The sequence below is a fragment of the Methylobacterium sp. DB0501 genome, from assembly GCF_011043735.1.
Taxonomy (GTDB): domain Bacteria; phylum Pseudomonadota; class Alphaproteobacteria; order Rhizobiales; family Beijerinckiaceae; genus Methylobacterium; species Methylobacterium alsaeris.
Genome location: NZ_JAAKGV010000016.1, coordinates 118,424 through 136,065, shown reverse-complemented (window position 1 = coordinate 136,065; position 17,642 = coordinate 118,424). Strand labels below are relative to the sequence as shown.

The following is a 17,642-nucleotide window of genomic DNA, read 5'->3' as shown; positions in this document are numbered from 1 at the left end:
CCAGGCGACGGCTGTCGGCTCTGGACGCGGCCTCGACACCCTCCTCATCGTCCCGGGGCCGCGCAGCGGAACCCGGGATCCATGACCGCTGGCGTTTCAGGAAGAGGCGGAACGCCGGTCGCCTCATCCGGCACTGTCAGCGGTCATGGATCCCGGGTTCTCGTCTTCGCCGAGCCCCGGGATGACGCAGAGGGCATGACGACTGTCGATAGACCGACGACATTCCCGGCAAGACTTCATCCGGTTGAGCCGGCCCGCGCACCGGACACCCAAGGGGCAGAGATGAGCGAACCGATCGTCCAGATCCGCAACCTGACCCTCGCGCTGCCGGGGGGCGCCGACCGGCCCTATGCGGTCGAGGACCTGAGCCTCGACCTGAGGCCGGGCAGGATCCTCTGCGTCGTCGGCGAGTCGGGCTCGGGCAAGTCGATGAGCGCCTACGCGCTCACCGGCCTGCTGCCCCGGGCCCTCACGGTGGCGGGCGGCGAGATCCGGTTCGAGGGCCGGGACCTCCTGCGCCTCGACGAGCGCGCCTGGCGCGACATCCGCGGCCGGCGGATCGCGATGATCTTCCAGGAGCCGATGACGGCGCTCAATCCGGTGATGCGCATCGGCGACCAGATCGCCGAGATGTTCGAGGCCCACGACCTCCTGACCCCGAGGGAGCGCCGCGCCCGCGCGGTGGCGCTCGCCGGCGAGGTCGGGCTGCCGAACCCGGAGCAGATCGTCCGCGCCTATCCCCACCAGCTCTCCGGCGGCCAGCGCCAGCGGGCGATGATCGCCATGGCGCTCGCCCTCGAACCCGCCGTGCTGGTGGCCGACGAGCCGACGACGGCCCTCGACGTCACCACCCAGGCGCAGATCCTGAAGCTGATCCGCGACCTCCAGGCCCGCCGCAACATGGCGGTCCTGTTCATCACCCACGATTTCGGCGTGGTGGCCGACATCGCCGACCACGTCGCGGTGCTGCAGCGCGGCCGGCTGGTCGAGTCCGGCCCCGCCGAGGCCGTCCTGCGCCGCCCGCACGCCGCCTATACCAGGGCGCTGCTCGCTGCCGTGCCGAGCCTGACCCCGCCGGAGCGCGCACCGGTCACCGAGGCGCCGGTGGCGCTTGCGGTGTCGGGCCTCGCCAAGACCTACGCGACGGGCGGCGGCCTGTTCGGCAAGCCGCGCGTGGTGGCGGCGGTCAAGGAAGTCGGCTTCGATCTGCGCCGGGGCGAGACGCTGGGCCTCGTCGGCGAATCGGGCTCCGGCAAGTCGACCACCGCGCGGCTGGCGATCCGCCTGATCGAGCCCGATCGCGGCACGGTGCGCCTCGGCAGCCTCGATTTCACCGCACTCGGGCCGACGGCGCTGCGCGACGAGCGCCGGCGGATCCAGATGATCTTCCAGGATCCCTTCGCCTCGCTCAACCCGCGCCGCACCGTCGAGCAGATCATCGCCGGCGGCCCGATCGCCCACGGCACCCCGTCCCGCCGGGCCCGGGCGCGGGCGCGCGAGCTCCTCGATCTCGTCGGCCTGCCGCCGAGCGCCGCCGAGCGCTACCCGAACGCCTTCTCGGGCGGCCAGCGCCAGCGCATCGGCATCGCCCGGGCGCTCGCCATGGAGCCGGACGTGCTCGTCGCCGACGAGGCGGTCTCGGCCCTCGACGTCTCGGTCCAGGCGCAAGTCCTGGCGTTGCTGGAGGACCTGAAAGCACGCCTCGGCATCGCGATGCTGTTCATCACCCACGACCTGCGGGTCGCGGCGACGATCTGCGACCGGATCGCCGTGATGCATCGCGGCGAGATCGTCGAGACGAACCGCACCGCGTCGTTGTTCCGGGCGCCGGAGCATCCCTATACGCGCAGCCTGCTGGCGGCGGTGCCGGGGGCGTCCCGCGCCGCCGCGCCGGCGTGACGCGGGCACGGCACCGTCGCGCGGCCGGTGGTAGAGGATCGGAATCACCCGGGACACCGTTCCCGGGTTCACCCCGCACTGAGAGCCGAGCCCATGGTGCCGTCCCCCTCCCCGTCCGCCCGCACCGCGACGCGGCCGGCCTTCGCCCGGTGGATGGGCACGACGAACCAGGTCACCCGCACCTTCCTGTCCGCCGGCGCGATCCCGGGTCTCATCAACCTCGGCGGCGGCCTGCCCGACCCAAAGATCTTCCCGACCGGGCGGCTCGCCGAGTTCGCCCGCCGGGCGGTGGCCGAGCATCCGGGCGAGGCGCTGGGCTACGGGCCGATCGAGGGTCTGGCGCCCCTGCGCGACGCCATCGCGCGCCGCTTCAGCTCCGCGGCCCTGCCGCTGACGCGGGCCAACGTGCTGGTGACCACCTCCGGGATGCAGGGCCTCGACCTCATCGGCAAGGTGCTGCTGGACGAGGGCGGCCTGATCGCCGGCCAGTTCCCGACCTATCTCGGCGCCCTCGATGCCTGGCGCCCGCGCGCGCCGTCGTTCCGCAACCTCGTGCTGGATGCGCCGGGCTTCGACCCGCAGGAGGCCCTGGCAGGCGCGCAATTCGCCTACGCGGTGCCGAACTTCTCGAACCCGACCGGCCGCCTCGTCGATCTCGCGACGCGCCGGGCCCTCGTCGCGGCGGCGCACCGGACCGGGACCTGGCTCGTCGAGGACGATCCCTACGGCACGCTGCACTATGACGGCGCGACGCTGCCGCGGCTGATCGAGCTGTCGGCGCAAGCGGCGCCGGGCGAGCCCTATGCCGGCCCGGTGATCTACATGGGCACGCTCTCGAAGGAGATCGCGCCGGGCCTGCGCGTCGGCTGGATCGTCGCGGCACCCGAGATGATCGAGGCGCTGACGCTCGCCAAGCAGGGCTCGGACCTCTGCACCAGCGGCGTGACCCAGCGCGTCGCCCTGGCGGCGATCGAGACGGGCCTCGTCGACGAGATCCAGCCGGCGCTCGTCGCCCTGTACCGGAGCCGCCGGGACGCGCTCTGCGCGGCGCTCGCCACCCACCTCTGCGACTGGTTCGACTGGGAGGTGCCGGTCGGCGGCATGTTCGTCTGGGCGCTGGCCAGGGATCCGGCCCTCGACACCGACGCCTTGCTGCCCCACGCCCTGGCGGCCGGGATCTGCTACTCGCCGAGCAGCGTCTTCGACGCGACCGGGGCGAACCGGCGGGGGATGCGGCTCAACTTCACCCTCAACCCGCCGGAGCGGCTGGACGAGGGGATGCGCCGCCTCGCGACGGCCGTCGCCGCCTGCCGGGGCGGGCGCCAGGTCGCCTGATCGCGGGGGGCCGGAAACGGCCCGGATACGGCCTGGAATCACTCTTGCAATAAAGTTGCCCGCAATTCAAAGTCACCCTCGATAAGATCGAGGAAGCGCCCCCCATGATCCGGTCCCTCCCCCTTCTGGCCAGCGCCGCGGTGCTGGCCTCCCTCGCCGCGCCCGTATCCGCCGAGGAGGTCGATCCCGGCGCCATCGTGGCCCTGCAATTCGCCGTCAGCGGGAACCACAAGGGGGTGCGGGCGAGCGGCGCCAAGGGCGTCTGCCTCAAGGGTCAGTTCACGCCGGCCGCCGACGCGGCGAGCCTGTCGAAGGCACCGCAATTCGGCAAATCCGACCCGGCCATGCCCGTGCCGGTCACCGCCCGCTTCTCGATGGGCGGCGGCAACCCGAAGGTCTCGGACAAGACCAAGCCGACCACCCGCGGATTCGCGATGCGGATGCAGGACCCGGCCGGCGACATGACCTTCGTGGTCATCTCCGCCCCGGTCTTCTCGACGAGGACCCCGGCGCAGCTGCTCGAATTCCTGCAGGTCCGGGCGCCCGGCCCGGACGGCAAGCCGGACCCGGAGAAGATCAAGGCCTTCGCGGCGAAGAACCCGGAGACCGGCCGCCAGGCGGCGTGGCTCAACGCGCGGCCGGTGCCGGCGAGCTTCGCGGGCACCGATTACTGGGCGGTGCACACCTACACGCTGACCAACGCCAAGGGCGAGGCGACCAAGGCCCGGCTCAAGTTGGTCGCCGCCGACAAGGCGACGCTCTCCGACGACGAGCTGAAGGTCAAGCCCGACAGCTTCTACGCCGACGAGCTGAAGGAGCGGCTGGCCCGCGGCCCGGCGAAGTTCGATCTGGTGGCGATCCTGCCCGAACCGGGCGACCCGACGACCGACGCCACCGCGGACCTGCCGGAGGAGCGCCGGACGCGCACCCTCGGCACCCTGGCGATCACCGGCATCGAGCCCGATTCCACCTGCGACGCCGCCACCTTCGATCCGGTGGTCGACCTGCCCGAGGGCATCGCCGGCCCGGCCGACGACCCGATGTTCGCGATCCGCTCGCCGGCCTACGCGGTCTCGCTGTCGCGGCGCTCGAACTGACCGCGGCGACCGCCGCCGGGGACGGGACCGCCCCCTCCCGCGCGCCTGCCAGGGCAACGCCGAGGGCCGGAAGGCTCGCCTTTTGGCGGCATGATGGCCTTCCAGGGATTCGCGGTCGATTTGGTCGCACCCCGGAGAACTGGGGTGGGGTATGACATATGTTGGTCGCCAGGGGCGCGCCGTGCGAGGCCGCGGCCCGCCGGAGACGCCGCGCGTGACCCATCCAGAAGGCCAGTATCCGGGGCGGGGCGCTCCGCCCGCGCCGCGCTGCATCGTCGCCGTGCCGGTGCGCAACGAGGTCGACCGGATCGCGGCCTGCCTCGCGGCCCTGGCCGGGCAGGCGGAGATCGGGGCGGGCGCCCTCGGGATCGTCCTGTTCCTCAACAACTGCACCGACGGCACGGCCGAGGTCGTCGCGGCGCTCGCGCCCCGCTTGCGCCTGCCGATCCGGGTGATCGAGCGCGACTTCGCCGGAGCGAATGCCGGCTGGGCCCGGCGCGAGGCGATGGAGGCGGCCGCCGCCTGGCTCGAGGAGGGCGTGCAAGGGGAGACGTGCGAAGACGGGACGGCGCCGGACGGCGTGATCCTCACCACCGACGCCGACAGCCGGGTGCCGTCGGACTGGGTGGCGCGCAACCTCGCGGCCCTGGCGCGGGGCGCCGACGCGGTGGCCGGCACCATCGCCCTCGACGCGGCGGAGGCGGCGTGCCTGCCGGAGGCGCTCCATGCCCGCGGCCGGCTGGAGGGTGCCTACGAGGCGCTGCTGATCGCCCTCGAAGCGCGGATCGACCCGGTCGCGCACGATCCCTGGCCGCGGCACGCCACCCGCTCGGGCGCGACCCTGGCGGTGCGCCTGTCGGCCTACCGCGCCGCCGGCGGCATGCCGGCGGTCCCGCTCGGCGAGGACCGGGCCTTCGTGGCGGCGCTGCTGGCGGCGGATGCGCGGGTGCGCCACGCCCCCGACATCGTCGTCGTCACGTCCGGCCGGCTCGACGGCCGCGCTCCCGGAGGGGCCGCCGATACGATACGCCGGCGCTGCGAAGCCCCCGGGAGCCCCTGCGACCCGCGCCTCGAACCCCTGTGGCGCGCCTTGTTCCGCTTCGCCTGGGGGCGCCGGCTGCGGCGCCTGCACGCCGCCGGGCGGCTCGACCGCACCGGGCTCTGGGCGCCCTGGCTGCGGATCGGGCCGGCCGAGGCGCGACGCGTCGTCGCTCTGCCGACCCTCGGCGCCCGGCTGGCGGCGATCGAGGCGCAGAGCCCGCTCCTCGCCGCCTGGCCGCTGCGCCCGGGCGCGCTGCCGCGTCACATCCGGGGCGCGCGGATGCTGCTCGCCGGGCTGCGGCACGGGAGGCACGGCGTGCAGGTCCTGCGCGGCCTCGACCCGAGGAAGACCCGACCCGCCCTCGGGCAGGCCGCGGAGCGGGCCGGCAATGCCTGACCTCGACACCCTCCCGCGCCCGACCACACGGCAGCCTCAGGATCGAACGATGGACCGGCGGACGCCGCCCGATCTCGCCCGCGCTTCCGTCGCGGCCGCCCGCCGCGTCGCGGCCCTCGCCGCCGCGCGGGCCGACGCGCAGGATCGCGACGACGGCTTCCCGGCCGAGGACGTGGCCGACCTCGCCGATGCCGGCCTCCTCGCCGCCCCGGTGCCGGCGGCCGAGGGCGGCGCCGGCCTCGGCGACGAGCCGGGGGGCGCCGACCTCGCCGAGGTCCTGCGCTTCGTCGGGCTCGGCAGCCTGGCGCTCGGCCGGGTCTACGAGGGCCATGTCAACGCGCTCCAGCTCGTTGCCCGCTACGGCGATCCGGGGCAGCGGCGCGCCCTGTTCGCCGATGCGGTCGCGGGGCGCCTGTTCGGGGTCTGGAACACCGAGGCGCCCGCGGACGGCCTCGTCCTCGGTGCCGACGGGCGCCTGGCGGGGAGAAAGACCTTCGCGTCGGGGGCCGGTCACGTCACCCGCGCCCTGGTGACGGCGCGCCGCCCGGGCGAGACCGCGCCCCTGATGCTCGTCGCCGCCCTGGATCCCGGGGCCCGGGCCGATCTCTCGGCCTGGCGGGCGCAGGGCATGCGCGCCTCGGCCACCGGCACCGTCGACCTCACGGGCCTGACGCCGCTCGCCATCCTCGGCGGGCCGGACGATTACCACCGCCAGCCGCACTTCTCCGGCGGCGCCTGGCGCTTCGCGGCGGTGCAGCTGGGCGGCATCGAGGCGGTGTTCGAGGCCTGGCGCGGCCACCTCGCCCGGACCGGGCGCGGCGACGATCCCCATCAGCTCGCCCGCCTCGGCGAGGGCGCCCTCGCCCTCGAGGGCGCGCGGCTGTTCGTGGCGCGGGCGGCCGGCCTCGTCGCCGACGACACGCTGCCGGCGGAGCGCGTCGTCGCCTTCGTCAACCTGACCCGGCTCGCGGTCGAGCGGGCCGGGCTCGAGGTGCTGTCCCTCGCCCAGCGCTCGGTCGGGCTCCAGGGCTTCTTGCGCGGGCATCCGCTGGAGCGGCTGTCGCGCGACCTCGCGACCTACCTGCGCCAGCCCGCACCCGACCGGGCGCTCACCGGTGCCGCCGCCACGATCCTCGCCGCCGACGGGCCGGTCGCCGCGTTGTGGCAGGAGCCGCGCTGATGCGGGCCGACGCTTTCCTCGCCGCCGCCGAGGCGCTGCCTCTGCGCATCCTGCGCGAGATCGTGCCGGCGGGCGGGATCGTCGTGGTGGCGCCGCATCCCGACGACGAGAGCCTCGGCTGCGGCGGGCTCATCGCCGAGGCCTGCGCCGGCGGGATCCCGGTCCGCCTCGTGGTGGTGAGCGACGGGGTCGGCTCGCACCCGAACTCCCCGAGCCATCCGCCCGAGCGCCTGCGGCACTTGCGCGAATCCGAGACCCTGTCGGCGGCGGCGTGCCTCGGGCTGGCGGGGGAGCACGTGCGTTTCCTTCGCCTGCCCGACCGGTTCGTGCCCGAATCCGGCCCCGCGGCCGAGGCGGCGGCGGAGGCCATCGCGGCGGAGGCTGAGGGGTGCGGAGCCGGCGCCCTGTTCGTGACCTGGGCGCACGACCCGCATTGCGACCACCGGGCGAGCGCGGCCATCGCGGGCCTCGCCCGCGCCCGCCTCGGTCGTGGATCGCTCCACGCCTACCCGGTCTGGGGCTGGACGCTGCCGCCGGAGACCGAGGTCGGCCCGCCGCCCCGGGGCGCACGCCTCGCGGTCACGCGCCACCGCGCCGCCAAGGCGGCGGCCATCGCCGCCCACCGCTCGCAGACCACCGACCTCATCGCCGACGATCCGGAGGGCTTCCGCCTGGAGCCGGCCATGATCGCCCGCTTCACCGAACGCCACGAGATCTTTCTTGATGTCGATCTTCGTTGATCTCGATCGTCCTCAAGGTCGCGCCGTGAGGACGATCCGATGACCCGCCACACGACCTCCCTGCCGCCCGACTATTTCGACGCGCGCTACGCCGCCGATCCCGATCCCTGGAACTTCGCCGCCAGCCCCTACGAGCGCGACAAGTACGCCGCCACCCTCGAAACCCTGCCCCGCCCGCATTACGCCGCGGCCCTGGAGATCGGCTGCTCGATCGGGGTGCTGACCGCCGCCCTCGGCGCCCGCTGCGACGCGCTTCTCGCCATCGACGTGGCCGAGGCCGCCCTGACGCAGGCCCGCACGCGCTGCCGCGACCTCCCGGGCGTGCGCCTGATGCGCGCCCAGGTGCCGGGCGAGTGGCCGGAGGGCCGCTTCGACCTGATCCTCCTGTCGGAGGTGGTCTACTACCTCGATGCCGGCGACGTCGCCGGCCTCGCCGCCCGCATCCGCGCCTGCCTCCTGCCGGGCGGCGACGTCGTCCTGGTGCACTGGACCGGCGAGACGCATTACCCGCTCACCGGCGACGAGGCCGCCGACCTGTTCATCCGCGAGACAAGCGGCCACCTCGCGGTCGACCGGCAGGTCCGGACCGGGGAGTACCGGCTCGACGTGCTGCGGGGGCGGGAGGCGGAAGCGGTGGAGGCGATCGGGCCGAGACGCGGCTCGCCCGGTTCTTCACCTTGATCGTGTCGTCCGAAAGTCCCTTGTTTTCGTGACGCAAGCAAGATGTCGTGGAAAATCGCGTGGCGACATCCGCAGCCCGTCGCGATCGGAGCCGGCGTGAAAGGCTGCGCGGGGCCGGCTTTCGACCGGGAAAGATCTGGCATCCCGACACGCGCCTGCCCGCCTTCGCCGGGGACTGCCGACGATTCGGTCGACCCTGACCTGCATGGCCGCCTGGACGCGGCCCTCGCCGACCTTGCGAACGTCTCCGAAGACCTTGTCCGACTGCCGTCGTTAGAGCCTGCTTGACCTTATCGACGGTAGTCACACCCGCATCGTCATTCCGGGGCCGCGTAGCCGAGCCCGGAATGACGATGCGGGTGTCCATACTGCCTTGCAAATCAAACAGGCCATAGGGGGGAGGAGAGAGTACGTCGTCGTGGAATGAAAATTTCATTCAAAATCTAAGTTGCTATCTACCGCGGATAAATTCGGTCATCCAGTCGGTCATTGGGCGAACGCCGAAGCTCCGCCCGTCGGAACGATCCCAATTCACAGATCCGCTGCGTCATATGCCCGTCATCTTCTCTCATGACGCGCCCAACTCTCGTCGGGATGGAAACATCTCCGCACGCCCCTGGCGTCCGCACCGCCGACACGCGCCCGATGACGATCCATTAGCCATCCACAGAGAGAACGGCGGAGCTTGTCGCACCTTGCCTCGTTACCTTCGAGGATGACGATGGCTGCACCCAAGCCCTGTTCCCACGACACGGATCCCGCCGGAAAACCGATCTGACCTGTGCCGGAAGAGACGATCCATTAATCCCAGCAAAATAGTCCTATCCAGTATCGCGCCCACGCCGAGCCGGCGTCCCTCGCGGAGCCCGACCCGCCTGCCATGACAGCCTCCCTCTCCGCCGCCCTGCGGCTGATGCCGAGTCCCACGCCGACCCTCTTGCCGGATCCTGCGTCGGGGCTCAGGCCGGACGCGACCGCGTCGCAGCGCCTCGCCCGCGGCCTCGACGCCGTCCGGCACGGCGTCCTGCTGGTCGATGCCGACGGCCGCATCACCGCCTGCACCGCGCCGGCCCTCGCCCTCCTGCACCGGCTCGGCCTCGGCGGCGCTCCCACGTTCCGCCGGCTCCTGCGCCTCGCCCGGTCGGGGTGCGGCCTGGGCACGCGGGAACTCGTCGCGCGGTTGCGCGGCGGAATCGTCCTCGACGTCGCCCTCGGCGGCCACAGCGTCCAGGTCGAGCTGCACCCGGTCCCGGGCGAGGGCGCGGCCCTGGTGCTAGAGGATGTCAGTGCCCGCCGGGCGGCGGAGAGCCGGGCCCATGCCCTCGCCCGCCTCGATCCCCTCACCGGCCTGCCGAACCGCCTGCAGCTGCGCGAGCACCTCGACGCGGCTCTGCTCCGCCTGCACCGGAAGGCGGAGGGCTGCGCCGTGCTCCTCGTCGACCTCGACCGCTTCAAGCCGGTCAACGACACGCTCGGCCACCCGGTCGGCGACGCGCTGCTGCAGAAGGTGGCCGACCGCCTGCGTGCGATGGTCCGGGCCGGCGACGCCGTCGCACGGATCGGCGGCGACGAGTTCGTGGTGCTGCAGGCCGGGGTCTCAGGACCCGACGAGGCCCAGGCGCTGGCGCGCCGCGTCGTCGACCTCGTCGGCCGCACCTACATGATCGAGGGCCAGCTGCTCTCGATCGGGGCGAGCGTCGGCGTCGCCCTGGCGCCGGCGGACGGGCAGGATGCCGACCGTCTGCTGAAGAACGCCGACCTCGCCCTCTACCGCGCCAAGCTCGACGGGCGGAACACCTTCCGGTTCTTCGAGCCGGCGATGGATGCGCGGATGCAGGCGCGCCGGCGCCTCGAGCTGGACATGCGCCAGGCGCTGGCCCGGCGCGAGTTCCAGCTCCATTACCAGCCGCAGCTCAACCTCGCCGACGAGCGGCTGGTCGGCTGCGAGGCGCTGATCCGCTGGCGCCACCCCGAGCGCGGACTGGTCTCGCCCCTCGACTTCATCCCGCTGGCCGAGGAGATCGGCCTGATCGTGCCGATCGGCGAGTGGGTGATCCGCCAGGCCTGCCGCGACGCCGCCTCCTGGCCGCAGCCGCTCTCGGTCGCCGTCAACGTCTCGCCGGCGCAGTTCAAGAGCGACCGCCTCGTCGAGACCATCGTGTCGGCGCTGGCCAATGCCGGCCTGCCGGCGGCCCGCCTCGAGATCGAGATCACCGAGGGCGTGCTGCTGCAGGACAACGAGAAGACCCTGCACACCCTCCACCGCCTGCGGGACTTGGGCGTGCGGGTGTCGATGGACGATTTCGGCACCGGCTATTCCAGCTTGAGCTACCTGCGCGCCTTTCCGTTCGACAAGATCAAGATCGACCGCTCCTTCGTCACCGACATGGGCACCAAGGCCGACGGAGAGGCGATCATCCGGGCCATCGCCGGCCTCGGCCGCAGCCTCGGTATGACCACGGTGGCGGAGGGCGTCGAGACGGCCGAGCAGTTGCGCCGCATCCGCGCCGAGGGCTGCACCGACGTCCAGGGCTACCTGATCAGCAAGCCGCTCGCGGCCGACGACCTCCTGCGCCTCCTGAGCGCCCCCGCCACACCCCTTCCCGGAGCCCCCGCATGAGCGATCTCTACCGCCTGGTCTATGCCAGCAAGAACCTGCTCCAGGGCCCCGACCATGAGGTGACGGCGGCGGTGCGCCAGATCCTCGCGGCCTCGCAAGCCAACAACCGCAAGGTCGGCGTCACCGGCGCCCTGATGTTCAACGGCGGCGCCTTCGCGCAGGTGCTGGAGGGGCCGCGGGCCGGGGTGGAGGACACGTTCGAGCGCATCCAGCGCGACGAGCGCCACGGCGACGTCACGGTGCTGCAATGCGGCCCGGTCGAGGCCCGCGGCTTCCCCGACTGGTCGATGGCCTTCGTCGGCCAGTCCGCCCGCGGCCAGGCCCTGTGGTGCGGGCTTGCCGCCGAGAGCGGCTTCGACCTCGCCCGCCTCGACGGCGACGGGGTGTTCGCGATGCTGCACGGCCTGGTGCTGGAGGAGGAGGGCACCCCGATCGCGGTGGTGCCGGTCCCGGCCGCGCCCGTCCTTGTCGCCCCGGCGGAGGCGCCGCCTCCGGACCCCGCCGCACCGGGCGAGGCGCCCGCGCGGGAGACGCCCGCCCGGGTGACGCCTGCCCGGGAGTTACCGGTGCCGGAAGCGGAATCCGCGGCGCTCGCGGTCATGCGCAAGGCGCTCGCCCGCGAGCGCGACCGGGCGCACGCCCTCTCGGCCGAGGTCGACGACCTCGCGGTCGCCCTGGCGGCCGGCCGCGACCGGCTCGACGCCCTGCGCGCCGAGCGCGACCACTGGGCCGAGCGGGCCCGGATGCTCGCCGACCTGCTGTGCCGGGAAGTGCAGGAGGTGCGCCGCGCGGACGAGGAGGCGACCCGGGGCGTGCGGGTGCCGGCGCGCTCGGTGGCCTGAGAGGCCTTCGCGGCGGGGTTTCCGACGGCCCGACGACCGTGCCTCGACTCCTTCGCCTCACCGGTACCCCGCCGCCTGCAGCTCGAACAGCTCGGCGTAGCGCCCGCCCCGCGCGACCAGCTCCGCGTGGGTCCCCTCCTCCAGCACCCGGCCCCCGGCCAGGACCACGATCCGGTCGGCCCGGCGCACGGTGGAGAAGCGGTGCGAGATGAGGAGCGCGGTGCGCCCGGCCGCGAGATCGGCGAAGCGGCGGAAGATTTCGGCCTCGGCGCCGGCATCGAGGGCCGCCGTCGGCTCGTCGAGGACCAGCACCGCAGCGTCGCGCCGGTAGGCCCGGGCGATCGCCACCTTCTGCCACTCGCCGCCCGACAGCTCGACCCCGTCCTCGAAGCGCCGGCCGAGGCGCTGGTCGTACGCGCCCGGCAGCCGCGCGATCACCGCGTCGGCGAGCGCCCGCCGGGCCGCGAGCGCGATGCCGTCCCGGTCCTCCCGCGCGTCGATCCGGCCGACCGCGATGTTGTCGCCGGCCGTGAAGTCGAACCGCATGAAGTCCTGGAAGATCACGCCGATCCGGGCGCGCAACGAGTCGAGGTCGTACTCGGCGAGGTCGCGGCCGTCGAGCAGGATCCGCCCCTCGGTCGGGGCGTAGAGGCGGGCGAGCAGCTTGACGATCGTGGTCTTGCCGGCGCCGTTCTCGCCGACGAGCGCCACCACCTCCCCGGCCCGGATGCGCACGCTCAGGTGCCGCACGGCCCAGCGCTCCTCGCCCGGATAGCGGTAGCCGACATCCTCGAACGCGAACCCCTCGCGCAGGCGCTCCGGCACGGGGAGCGCCCCGGGCTTCGAACGGATGGTCGGCGCGATGGTGAAGAACGAGAACAGGTCGTCGAGATACTGCGCCTGGCCGAGCAGCTGCGAGGCGCCGAGCAGCAACCCCTCGACGAGGCCGCGCAGGCGCAGGAAAGCCCCGCCCAGGAAGGTGAGGTCGCCGACGGTGAGGGTGCCGGCGAGCGCCTCTCCGGCGATGACGAGGTAGGCGGCGTAGTAGGCCAGCGTGCCGAGCGTCGCGAAGGCGCCGCCGGCGAGCGCCCGGTGCCGGGCCAGTTCCCGGTTCTCGGCGAGCAGCCGGCCGGCGAGATCGCGAAAGCGCTCGGCGAGGTGGGAGGCCAAGCCGAACAGCTTCACCTCCTTGGCGCTGTGCGCGTCGGCGCCGAGATAGCGCAGGTAATCGGTCTCGCGCCGGTCCGGGCTGCGGCGCCAGGCGAGGCGATAGCCGCGGGCATTGAAATGCAGCTCGTTGAGGAAGGCCGGGATCAGGGCGAGCACGAGCAGCAGCACCAGCCCCGGCAGCATCGTGCCGACGGCGACCGCCAGGGTGATGGCGGTGACGAGGTCCTGGAGCTGGCCGAGCAGCTGGCCGATCAGGTTCGAGCGCCACGCCACCTGCCGCCGCGCCCGCTCCAGCCGGTCCTGCACCGCGCTGTCCTCGAACTGCTCGAGGTCGAGGGAGGCGGCATGGGTCATCAGCCGCAAGGTCGTGACGTTGCCGACCTTCTCGGCCAGCACCCCGTCGACGTAGGACGTGGCCCGCCCGAGGAGGTCCGAGGCGATGGCGAGGCCGAGCTCGATGCCGACGAGCAACCCGATGTGGTGCAGCCGCGGATCGGACAGCCACCCCGCCTCCGGCGGGGGCCCGCCCCGCCCCGCCACCACGGCATCGACCACGAGCTTGGCGACGTAGAGCATCAGGGCCGGCAGCCCGGCGCGCAGGAGGCGCAAGGTCAGGCTGGCGAGGGTCAGCCGCGGATCGGCCGCGACGGCGAGGCGGAACAGGGCGGGCAGGTGGCGCAAGGGCCCGAGCCGGGCGCTCGCGGCGCGGCGCAAGGTGGAGAGGCGGCTGTCGGAGGGGGCGTCCATGGGGCGGATATAGGTCTGCCGGCCCCGCTTTCGCCGGCCGCACCGTCTCCGGGCTCGCATGGGTTGAATCCTCCCGCGCGAGCCCCGAAGCTTGGGCGATGATGGGAACTTCGCCGCCCGCTCCGCGTCGATTCGGCAACAGCGTCACCAGGACGAACCCCAAGGACGATCCCCATGCCGACCCGTCTCCTCGCCCCCCTCCTCGCCTTCGGTCTGCTGGCCCCCCTCCCCGCCCTCGCGCAAAACCCGGTGAGCGAGACCGGCACCGGCGGCGGGCCGGCCTCGACGATCCGGGCGCCCAACACCAGCGCCGTCGGCCAGACGGTGCCGAAGCCGGGCGCCCTCGGTCCCGACGAGACCGGCACCGTCACCCCGCGCAATCGCCAGGAGGAGAAGCGCGAGGACCAGATCATGAAGGGCATCTGCATCGGCTGCTCGAAGTAGCGGCGCAAGCGGGCCTGATCTGCATCCAGGGACTTGCGGGAGGCGGGGTCGCGGCGGCATGACGCGGGGGAGCCTCCCTTAGAAGAGTTCCGATGCCCGCCTATCGCTCCCGCACCACCACCCACGGCCGCAACATGGCCGGCGCCCGCGGCCTGTGGCGCGCCACCGGCATGAAGGATGCCGACTTCGGCAAGCCGATCATCGCGGTGGTGAACTCGTTCACGCAGTTCGTGCCGGGCCACGTCCACCTGAAGGATCTCGGCCAGCTCGTGGCGCGGGAGATCGAGGCGGCGGGCGGCGTCGCCAAGGAGTTCAACACCATCGCGGTCGATGACGGCATCGCGATGGGCCATGACGGCATGCTCTACTCGCTGCCGTCCCGCGACCTGATCGCCGATTCGGTCGAGTACATGGTCAACGCGCATTGCGCCGACGCCATGGTGTGCATCTCCAATTGCGACAAGATCACCCCCGGCATGCTGATGGCGGCGCTCCGCCTCAACATCCCGGTGGTCTTCGTCTCCGGCGGGCCGATGGAGGCCGGCAAGGTCCACCTCTCGACCGGGATCAAGAAGGTCGACCTCGTCGACGCGATGATCGCCGCCGCCGACGACCGCGTCACCGACGAGGACGTGCAGGTGATCGAGCGCTCGGCCTGCCCGACCTGCGGCTCGTGCTCAGGGATGTTCACCGCCAACTCGATGAACTGCCTCACCGAGGCTCTGGGCCTGTCGCTGCCCGGCAACGGCTCGGTGCTGGCGACCCACGCCGACCGCAAGCGCCTCTTCGTCGAGGCCGGCCACCTCATCGTCGACCTCGCCCGGCGCCACTACGAGCAGGACGACGCTTCGGTGCTGCCGCGCGCGATCGCCTCGATGACGGCGTTCGAGAACGCCATGACCCTCGACATCGCCATGGGCGGCTCGACCAACACGGTGCTGCACCTGCTCGCCGCCGCCTACGAGGGCGAGGTGCCCTTCACCATGGCCGATATCGACCGGCTGTCGCGCCGGGTGCCGGTCCTGTGCAAGGTCGCCCCCGCCGTCGCCAACGTCCACATGGAGGACGTGCACCGCGCCGGCGGCATCATGGCGATCCTCGGCGAGCTCGACCGGGCCGGCCTGATCGACACCGATGTCGGCAACGTCGCCGCCGGCACCCTCAGGGACGCGCTCGCGCGCTGGGACGTCGCCCGGACCACCAGCGAGAGCGTGCGCGAGTTCTACCGCGCGGCGCCCGGCGGCGTGCCGACCCAGGTCGCCTTCTCCCAGGCCTCGCGCTTCGACGAGCTCGATCTCGACCGCGAGGGCGGGGTGGTGCGCGACGCCGCCCACGCCTATTCGCAGGATGGCGGCCTCGCGGTGCTGTACGGCAACCTCGCCGAGGACGGCTGCATCGTGAAGACCGCAGGGGTGGACGCCAGCATCCTCACCTTCTCGGGCCCCGCCCACGTCTTCGAGAGCCAGGACGCGGCGGTGGACGGCATCCTGGGCGGCAAGGTCCAGGCCGGCGAGGTGGTGCTGATCCGCTACGAGGGCCCCCGCGGCGGCCCCGGCATGCAGGAGATGCTGTATCCGACGAGCTACCTGAAGTCGAAGGGCCTCGGCAAGGCCTGTGCGCTGGTCACCGACGGGCGCTTCTCGGGCGGCTCCTCGGGCCTGTCGATCGGCCACGTCTCGCCGGAAGCGGCGGAAGGCGGCCTGATCGGCCTCGTCGAGCAGGGCGACCGGATCGAGATCGACATCCCGAACCGGCGCATCCACCTCGCGGTCGATCCCGCCGAGATCGAGCGCCGGCGGGCGGCGCAAGGTGCGAAGGGCTGGCAGCCCGCCGCCCCGAGGAAGCGCAAGGTGAGCGCGGCGCTCCGGGCCTTCGCCAGCATGACCACCAGCGCCGCCCACGGGGCCGTGCGGAAGATCTGACCCCGTGGGGATCGTGCGGCTGACGCCCGGGGAAGCCCGCCGGGTCGCCCTGGCGGCCCAGGGCTTTCATGCCGCACGACCGGCGGCGGCGGGACACCGGCACCTCGCCGCCACGATCGACCGGCTCGGCCTGCACCAGATCGACAGCGTCAACGTCCTGGTGCGGGCGCATTACCTGCCGGCCTTCTCGCGGCTCGGCGCCTACGACACGGCCCTCCTCGACCGCCGCGCCTGGGGCCCGCGGCGCGACAGGCGGCTGTTCGAGTACTGGGCGCATGAGTGCTCGCTGCTGCCGCTCGCGCTCCACCCGCTCCTGCGCTGGCGCATGGCACGGGCCGACCGGGGCGAGGCCGGCTATGCCGGGATGCGGGTCTTCGCGGGCGAGCGCCGGGCGGAGGCGATGGCCCTGCTCGCGCGCCTGCGCGACGAAGGCCCGATGGCAGCCTCCGATTTCCAGACCGGCCGGGCCGGCTGGTGGGCGTGGAGCGAGCCCAAGCGCATGCTCGAATGGCTCTTCTACGCCGGCCGCGTCACCACGGCGACGCGGCGGCGCAGCTTCGAGCGGGTCTACGACCTCACCGAGCGGGTGATCCCGCCGGACATTCTCGCGCTGCCCGATGTGCCGGAGGCGGAGGCGCAGGCGGCGCTCATCGCCCTCTCCGCCCAGGCGCTCGGCATCGCCACCGCCGCGGAACTGCGCGACTATTTCCGCCTCTCCCCGTCCGATGCCGCCCCGGCCATCGCCCGACTGGTGGACGAGGGCCTCCTGCTCCCGGCGGAGGTGCCCGGCTGGCCCCCCGCCTACCTCCACCGCGACGCCAAAGCCCCCCGCCGCGTCGACGCCCGGGCCTTGCTCGCCCCCTTCGACCCCCTGGTCTGGGAGCGCGCCCGCACCGAGCGCCTGTTCGGCTTCCGCTACCGCATCGAGATCTACACCCCGGCTGCCCAGCGCCAGCATGGGTATTACGTGCTGCCGTTCCTGCTCGGGGAGGCGCTGGTCGGGCGGGTCGACCTGAAGGCGGACCGGGCGGGGTCGCGGCTCGCGGCGCAGGCGGTGCATTGGGAGCCGGGGGTGCCCGAGGGGGCCGGGGAGGCGCTGGAGGCGGAGTTGCGGGCCCTGGCGGCGTGGCTGGGGCTGGCCGATCTGGATGGGGTACCGCCGCTTGGCGGGCGGACCGGGGGCTGAAGATGGCATCCGCTCAGCCCGGCCCTGGGAGTGGGAAAGCGTCCGGTTGCGATCCGCGATGACCGTGTCCGTGCCTCCGCTCCGGCCGGTCGCGGGGCGCCGGACCGGTCATGGACACGAGGGACAAGTCGGATTCGTATTTCTAAGTATTTAGCATTGAGAATACCGGGCTTTCGCAGAGATTTTTTTGCGCATAAGGTCTTTCCATCTCTATCGACGGCCGGGCGCGGATCGGCTGCCGCTCGCTGGGGAGATTGCGCGAGCGAGGCTGGCCGCCGATTCCGGCGATCCTTCCGGCAAGTCTTCATGGCATCCGAGTCGATGGCATCCGTCAGGACTCC

14 protein-coding genes are annotated in these 17,642 nt (G+C 73.0%); 13 read left to right on the top strand and 1 reads right to left on the bottom strand.

Going from position 1 to position 17,642, the window contains the following annotated elements:
• Positions 1–282 precede the first annotated feature (282 nt).
• From G4G93_RS22585 to G4G93_RS22540, 10 genes are all read left to right on the top strand, one after another.
• Positions 283–1,899: an ABC transporter ATP-binding protein gene (locus G4G93_RS22585; protein WP_165087361.1), complete on the top strand. Its 1,617-nt coding sequence runs from the start codon at positions 283–285 to the stop codon at positions 1,897–1,899.
• A gap of 93 nt (positions 1,900–1,992) precedes the next feature.
• Positions 1,993–3,234 (top strand): PLP-dependent aminotransferase family protein, encoded by a 1,242-nt coding sequence (locus G4G93_RS22580; RefSeq protein ID WP_165087359.1) that lies wholly within the window; start codon positions 1,993–1,995, stop codon positions 3,232–3,234.
• A 104-nt stretch (positions 3,235–3,338) separates the two neighbouring features.
• A complete protein-coding gene (locus G4G93_RS22575; protein WP_165087357.1) occupies positions 3,339–4,331 on the top strand; it encodes a catalase family peroxidase in 993 nt (330 codons plus the stop codon).
• Between the two features lie 214 nt (positions 4,332–4,545).
• Complete coding sequence (locus tag G4G93_RS22570; protein WP_312892212.1) at positions 4,546–5,769, top strand: glycosyltransferase; 1,224 nt, start codon at positions 4,546–4,548, stop codon at positions 5,767–5,769.
• Between the two features lie 49 nt (positions 5,770–5,818).
• Positions 5,819–6,949, top strand: a complete 1,131-nt coding sequence (locus G4G93_RS22565; RefSeq protein ID WP_165087354.1) for an acyl-CoA dehydrogenase family protein — start codon at positions 5,819–5,821, stop codon at positions 6,947–6,949.
• Positions 6,949–7,689 carry a PIG-L deacetylase family protein gene (locus G4G93_RS22560; RefSeq protein ID WP_165087352.1) on the top strand — a complete coding sequence of 247 codons (741 nt, stop codon included), beginning with the start codon at positions 6,949–6,951 and terminating at the stop codon, positions 7,687–7,689. Before G4G93_RS22565 ends, G4G93_RS22560 begins: the two co-directional genes overlap by 1 nt.
• Before the next feature lie 39 nt (positions 7,690–7,728).
• Entirely contained in the window at positions 7,729–8,370 is a 642-nt protein-coding gene (locus tag G4G93_RS22555) for a class I SAM-dependent DNA methyltransferase (RefSeq protein WP_165087350.1), read from the top strand.
• Positions 8,371–8,417: 47 nt separating this feature from the next.
• Positions 8,418–8,570 carry an antitoxin MazE-like protein gene (locus tag G4G93_RS36780; RefSeq protein WP_409513825.1) on the top strand — a complete coding sequence of 51 codons (153 nt, stop codon included), beginning with the start codon at positions 8,418–8,420 and terminating at the stop codon, positions 8,568–8,570.
• A 680-nt stretch (positions 8,571–9,250) separates the two neighbouring features.
• Positions 9,251–10,990 carry a bifunctional diguanylate cyclase/phosphodiesterase gene (locus G4G93_RS22545; RefSeq protein WP_246736949.1) on the top strand — a complete coding sequence of 580 codons (1,740 nt, stop codon included), beginning with the start codon at positions 9,251–9,253 and terminating at the stop codon, positions 10,988–10,990.
• Positions 10,987–11,832, top strand: a complete 846-nt coding sequence (locus G4G93_RS22540; protein ID WP_165087348.1) for a BLUF domain-containing protein — start codon at positions 10,987–10,989, stop codon at positions 11,830–11,832. Before G4G93_RS22545 ends, G4G93_RS22540 begins: the two co-directional genes overlap by 4 nt.
• A gap of 57 nt (positions 11,833–11,889) precedes the next feature.
• On the opposite strand, the gene G4G93_RS22535 is transcribed toward G4G93_RS22540, so the two are convergent.
• Positions 11,890–13,749: an ABC transporter ATP-binding protein gene (locus G4G93_RS22535; RefSeq protein ID WP_165087346.1), complete on the bottom strand. Its 1,860-nt coding sequence runs from the start codon at positions 13,747–13,749 to the stop codon at positions 11,890–11,892.
• Between the two features lie 174 nt (positions 13,750–13,923).
• On the opposite strand from G4G93_RS22535, the gene G4G93_RS22530 reads away from it, so the two are divergent.
• From G4G93_RS22530 to G4G93_RS22520, 3 genes are all read left to right on the top strand, one after another.
• The gene (locus G4G93_RS22530; protein ID WP_165087344.1) at positions 13,924–14,193 is read left to right on the top strand and encodes a hypothetical protein; all 270 of its coding nucleotides are present in this window, start codon (positions 13,924–13,926) and stop codon (positions 14,191–14,193) included.
• A 92-nt stretch (positions 14,194–14,285) separates the two neighbouring features.
• The gene (ilvD, locus tag G4G93_RS22525; RefSeq protein WP_165087342.1) at positions 14,286–16,115 is read left to right on the top strand and encodes a dihydroxy-acid dehydratase; all 1,830 of its coding nucleotides are present in this window, start codon (positions 14,286–14,288) and stop codon (positions 16,113–16,115) included.
• A 4-nt stretch (positions 16,116–16,119) separates the two neighbouring features.
• Positions 16,120–17,301, top strand: coding sequence for a winged helix-turn-helix domain-containing protein (locus tag G4G93_RS22520; protein ID WP_165087340.1), 1,182 nt, complete (start codon positions 16,120–16,122; stop codon positions 17,299–17,301).
• Positions 17,302–17,642: the final 341 nt, after the last annotated feature.

Bases quoted from the DNA above. Each gene is read 5' to 3' on its own strand.
- G4G93_RS22585 (WP_165087361.1), top strand. From the start codon at position 283: ATGAGCGAACCGATCGTCCAGATCCGCAACCTGACCCTCGCGCTGCCG.
- G4G93_RS22580 (WP_165087359.1), top strand. From the start codon at position 1,993: ATGGTGCCGTCCCCCTCCCCGTCCGCCCGCACCGCGACGCGGCCGGCC.
- G4G93_RS22575 (WP_165087357.1), top strand. From the start codon at position 3,339: ATGATCCGGTCCCTCCCCCTTCTGGCCAGCGCCGCGGTGCTGGCCTCC.
- G4G93_RS22565 (WP_165087354.1), top strand. From the start codon at position 5,819: ATGGACCGGCGGACGCCGCCCGATCTCGCCCGCGCTTCCGTCGCGGCC.
- G4G93_RS22560 (WP_165087352.1), top strand. From the start codon at position 6,949: ATGCGGGCCGACGCTTTCCTCGCCGCCGCCGAGGCGCTGCCTCTGCGC.
- G4G93_RS22555 (WP_165087350.1), top strand. From the start codon at position 7,729: ATGACCCGCCACACGACCTCCCTGCCGCCCGACTATTTCGACGCGCGC.
- G4G93_RS22545 (WP_246736949.1), top strand. From the start codon at position 9,251: ATGACAGCCTCCCTCTCCGCCGCCCTGCGGCTGATGCCGAGTCCCACG.
- G4G93_RS22540 (WP_165087348.1), top strand. From the start codon at position 10,987: ATGAGCGATCTCTACCGCCTGGTCTATGCCAGCAAGAACCTGCTCCAG.
- G4G93_RS22535 (WP_165087346.1), bottom strand. From the start codon at position 13,749: ATGGACGCCCCCTCCGACAGCCGCCTCTCCACCTTGCGCCGCGCCGCG.
- G4G93_RS22530 (WP_165087344.1), top strand. From the start codon at position 13,924: ATGCCGACCCGTCTCCTCGCCCCCCTCCTCGCCTTCGGTCTGCTGGCC.
- ilvD (WP_165087342.1), top strand. From the start codon at position 14,286: ATGCCCGCCTATCGCTCCCGCACCACCACCCACGGCCGCAACATGGCC.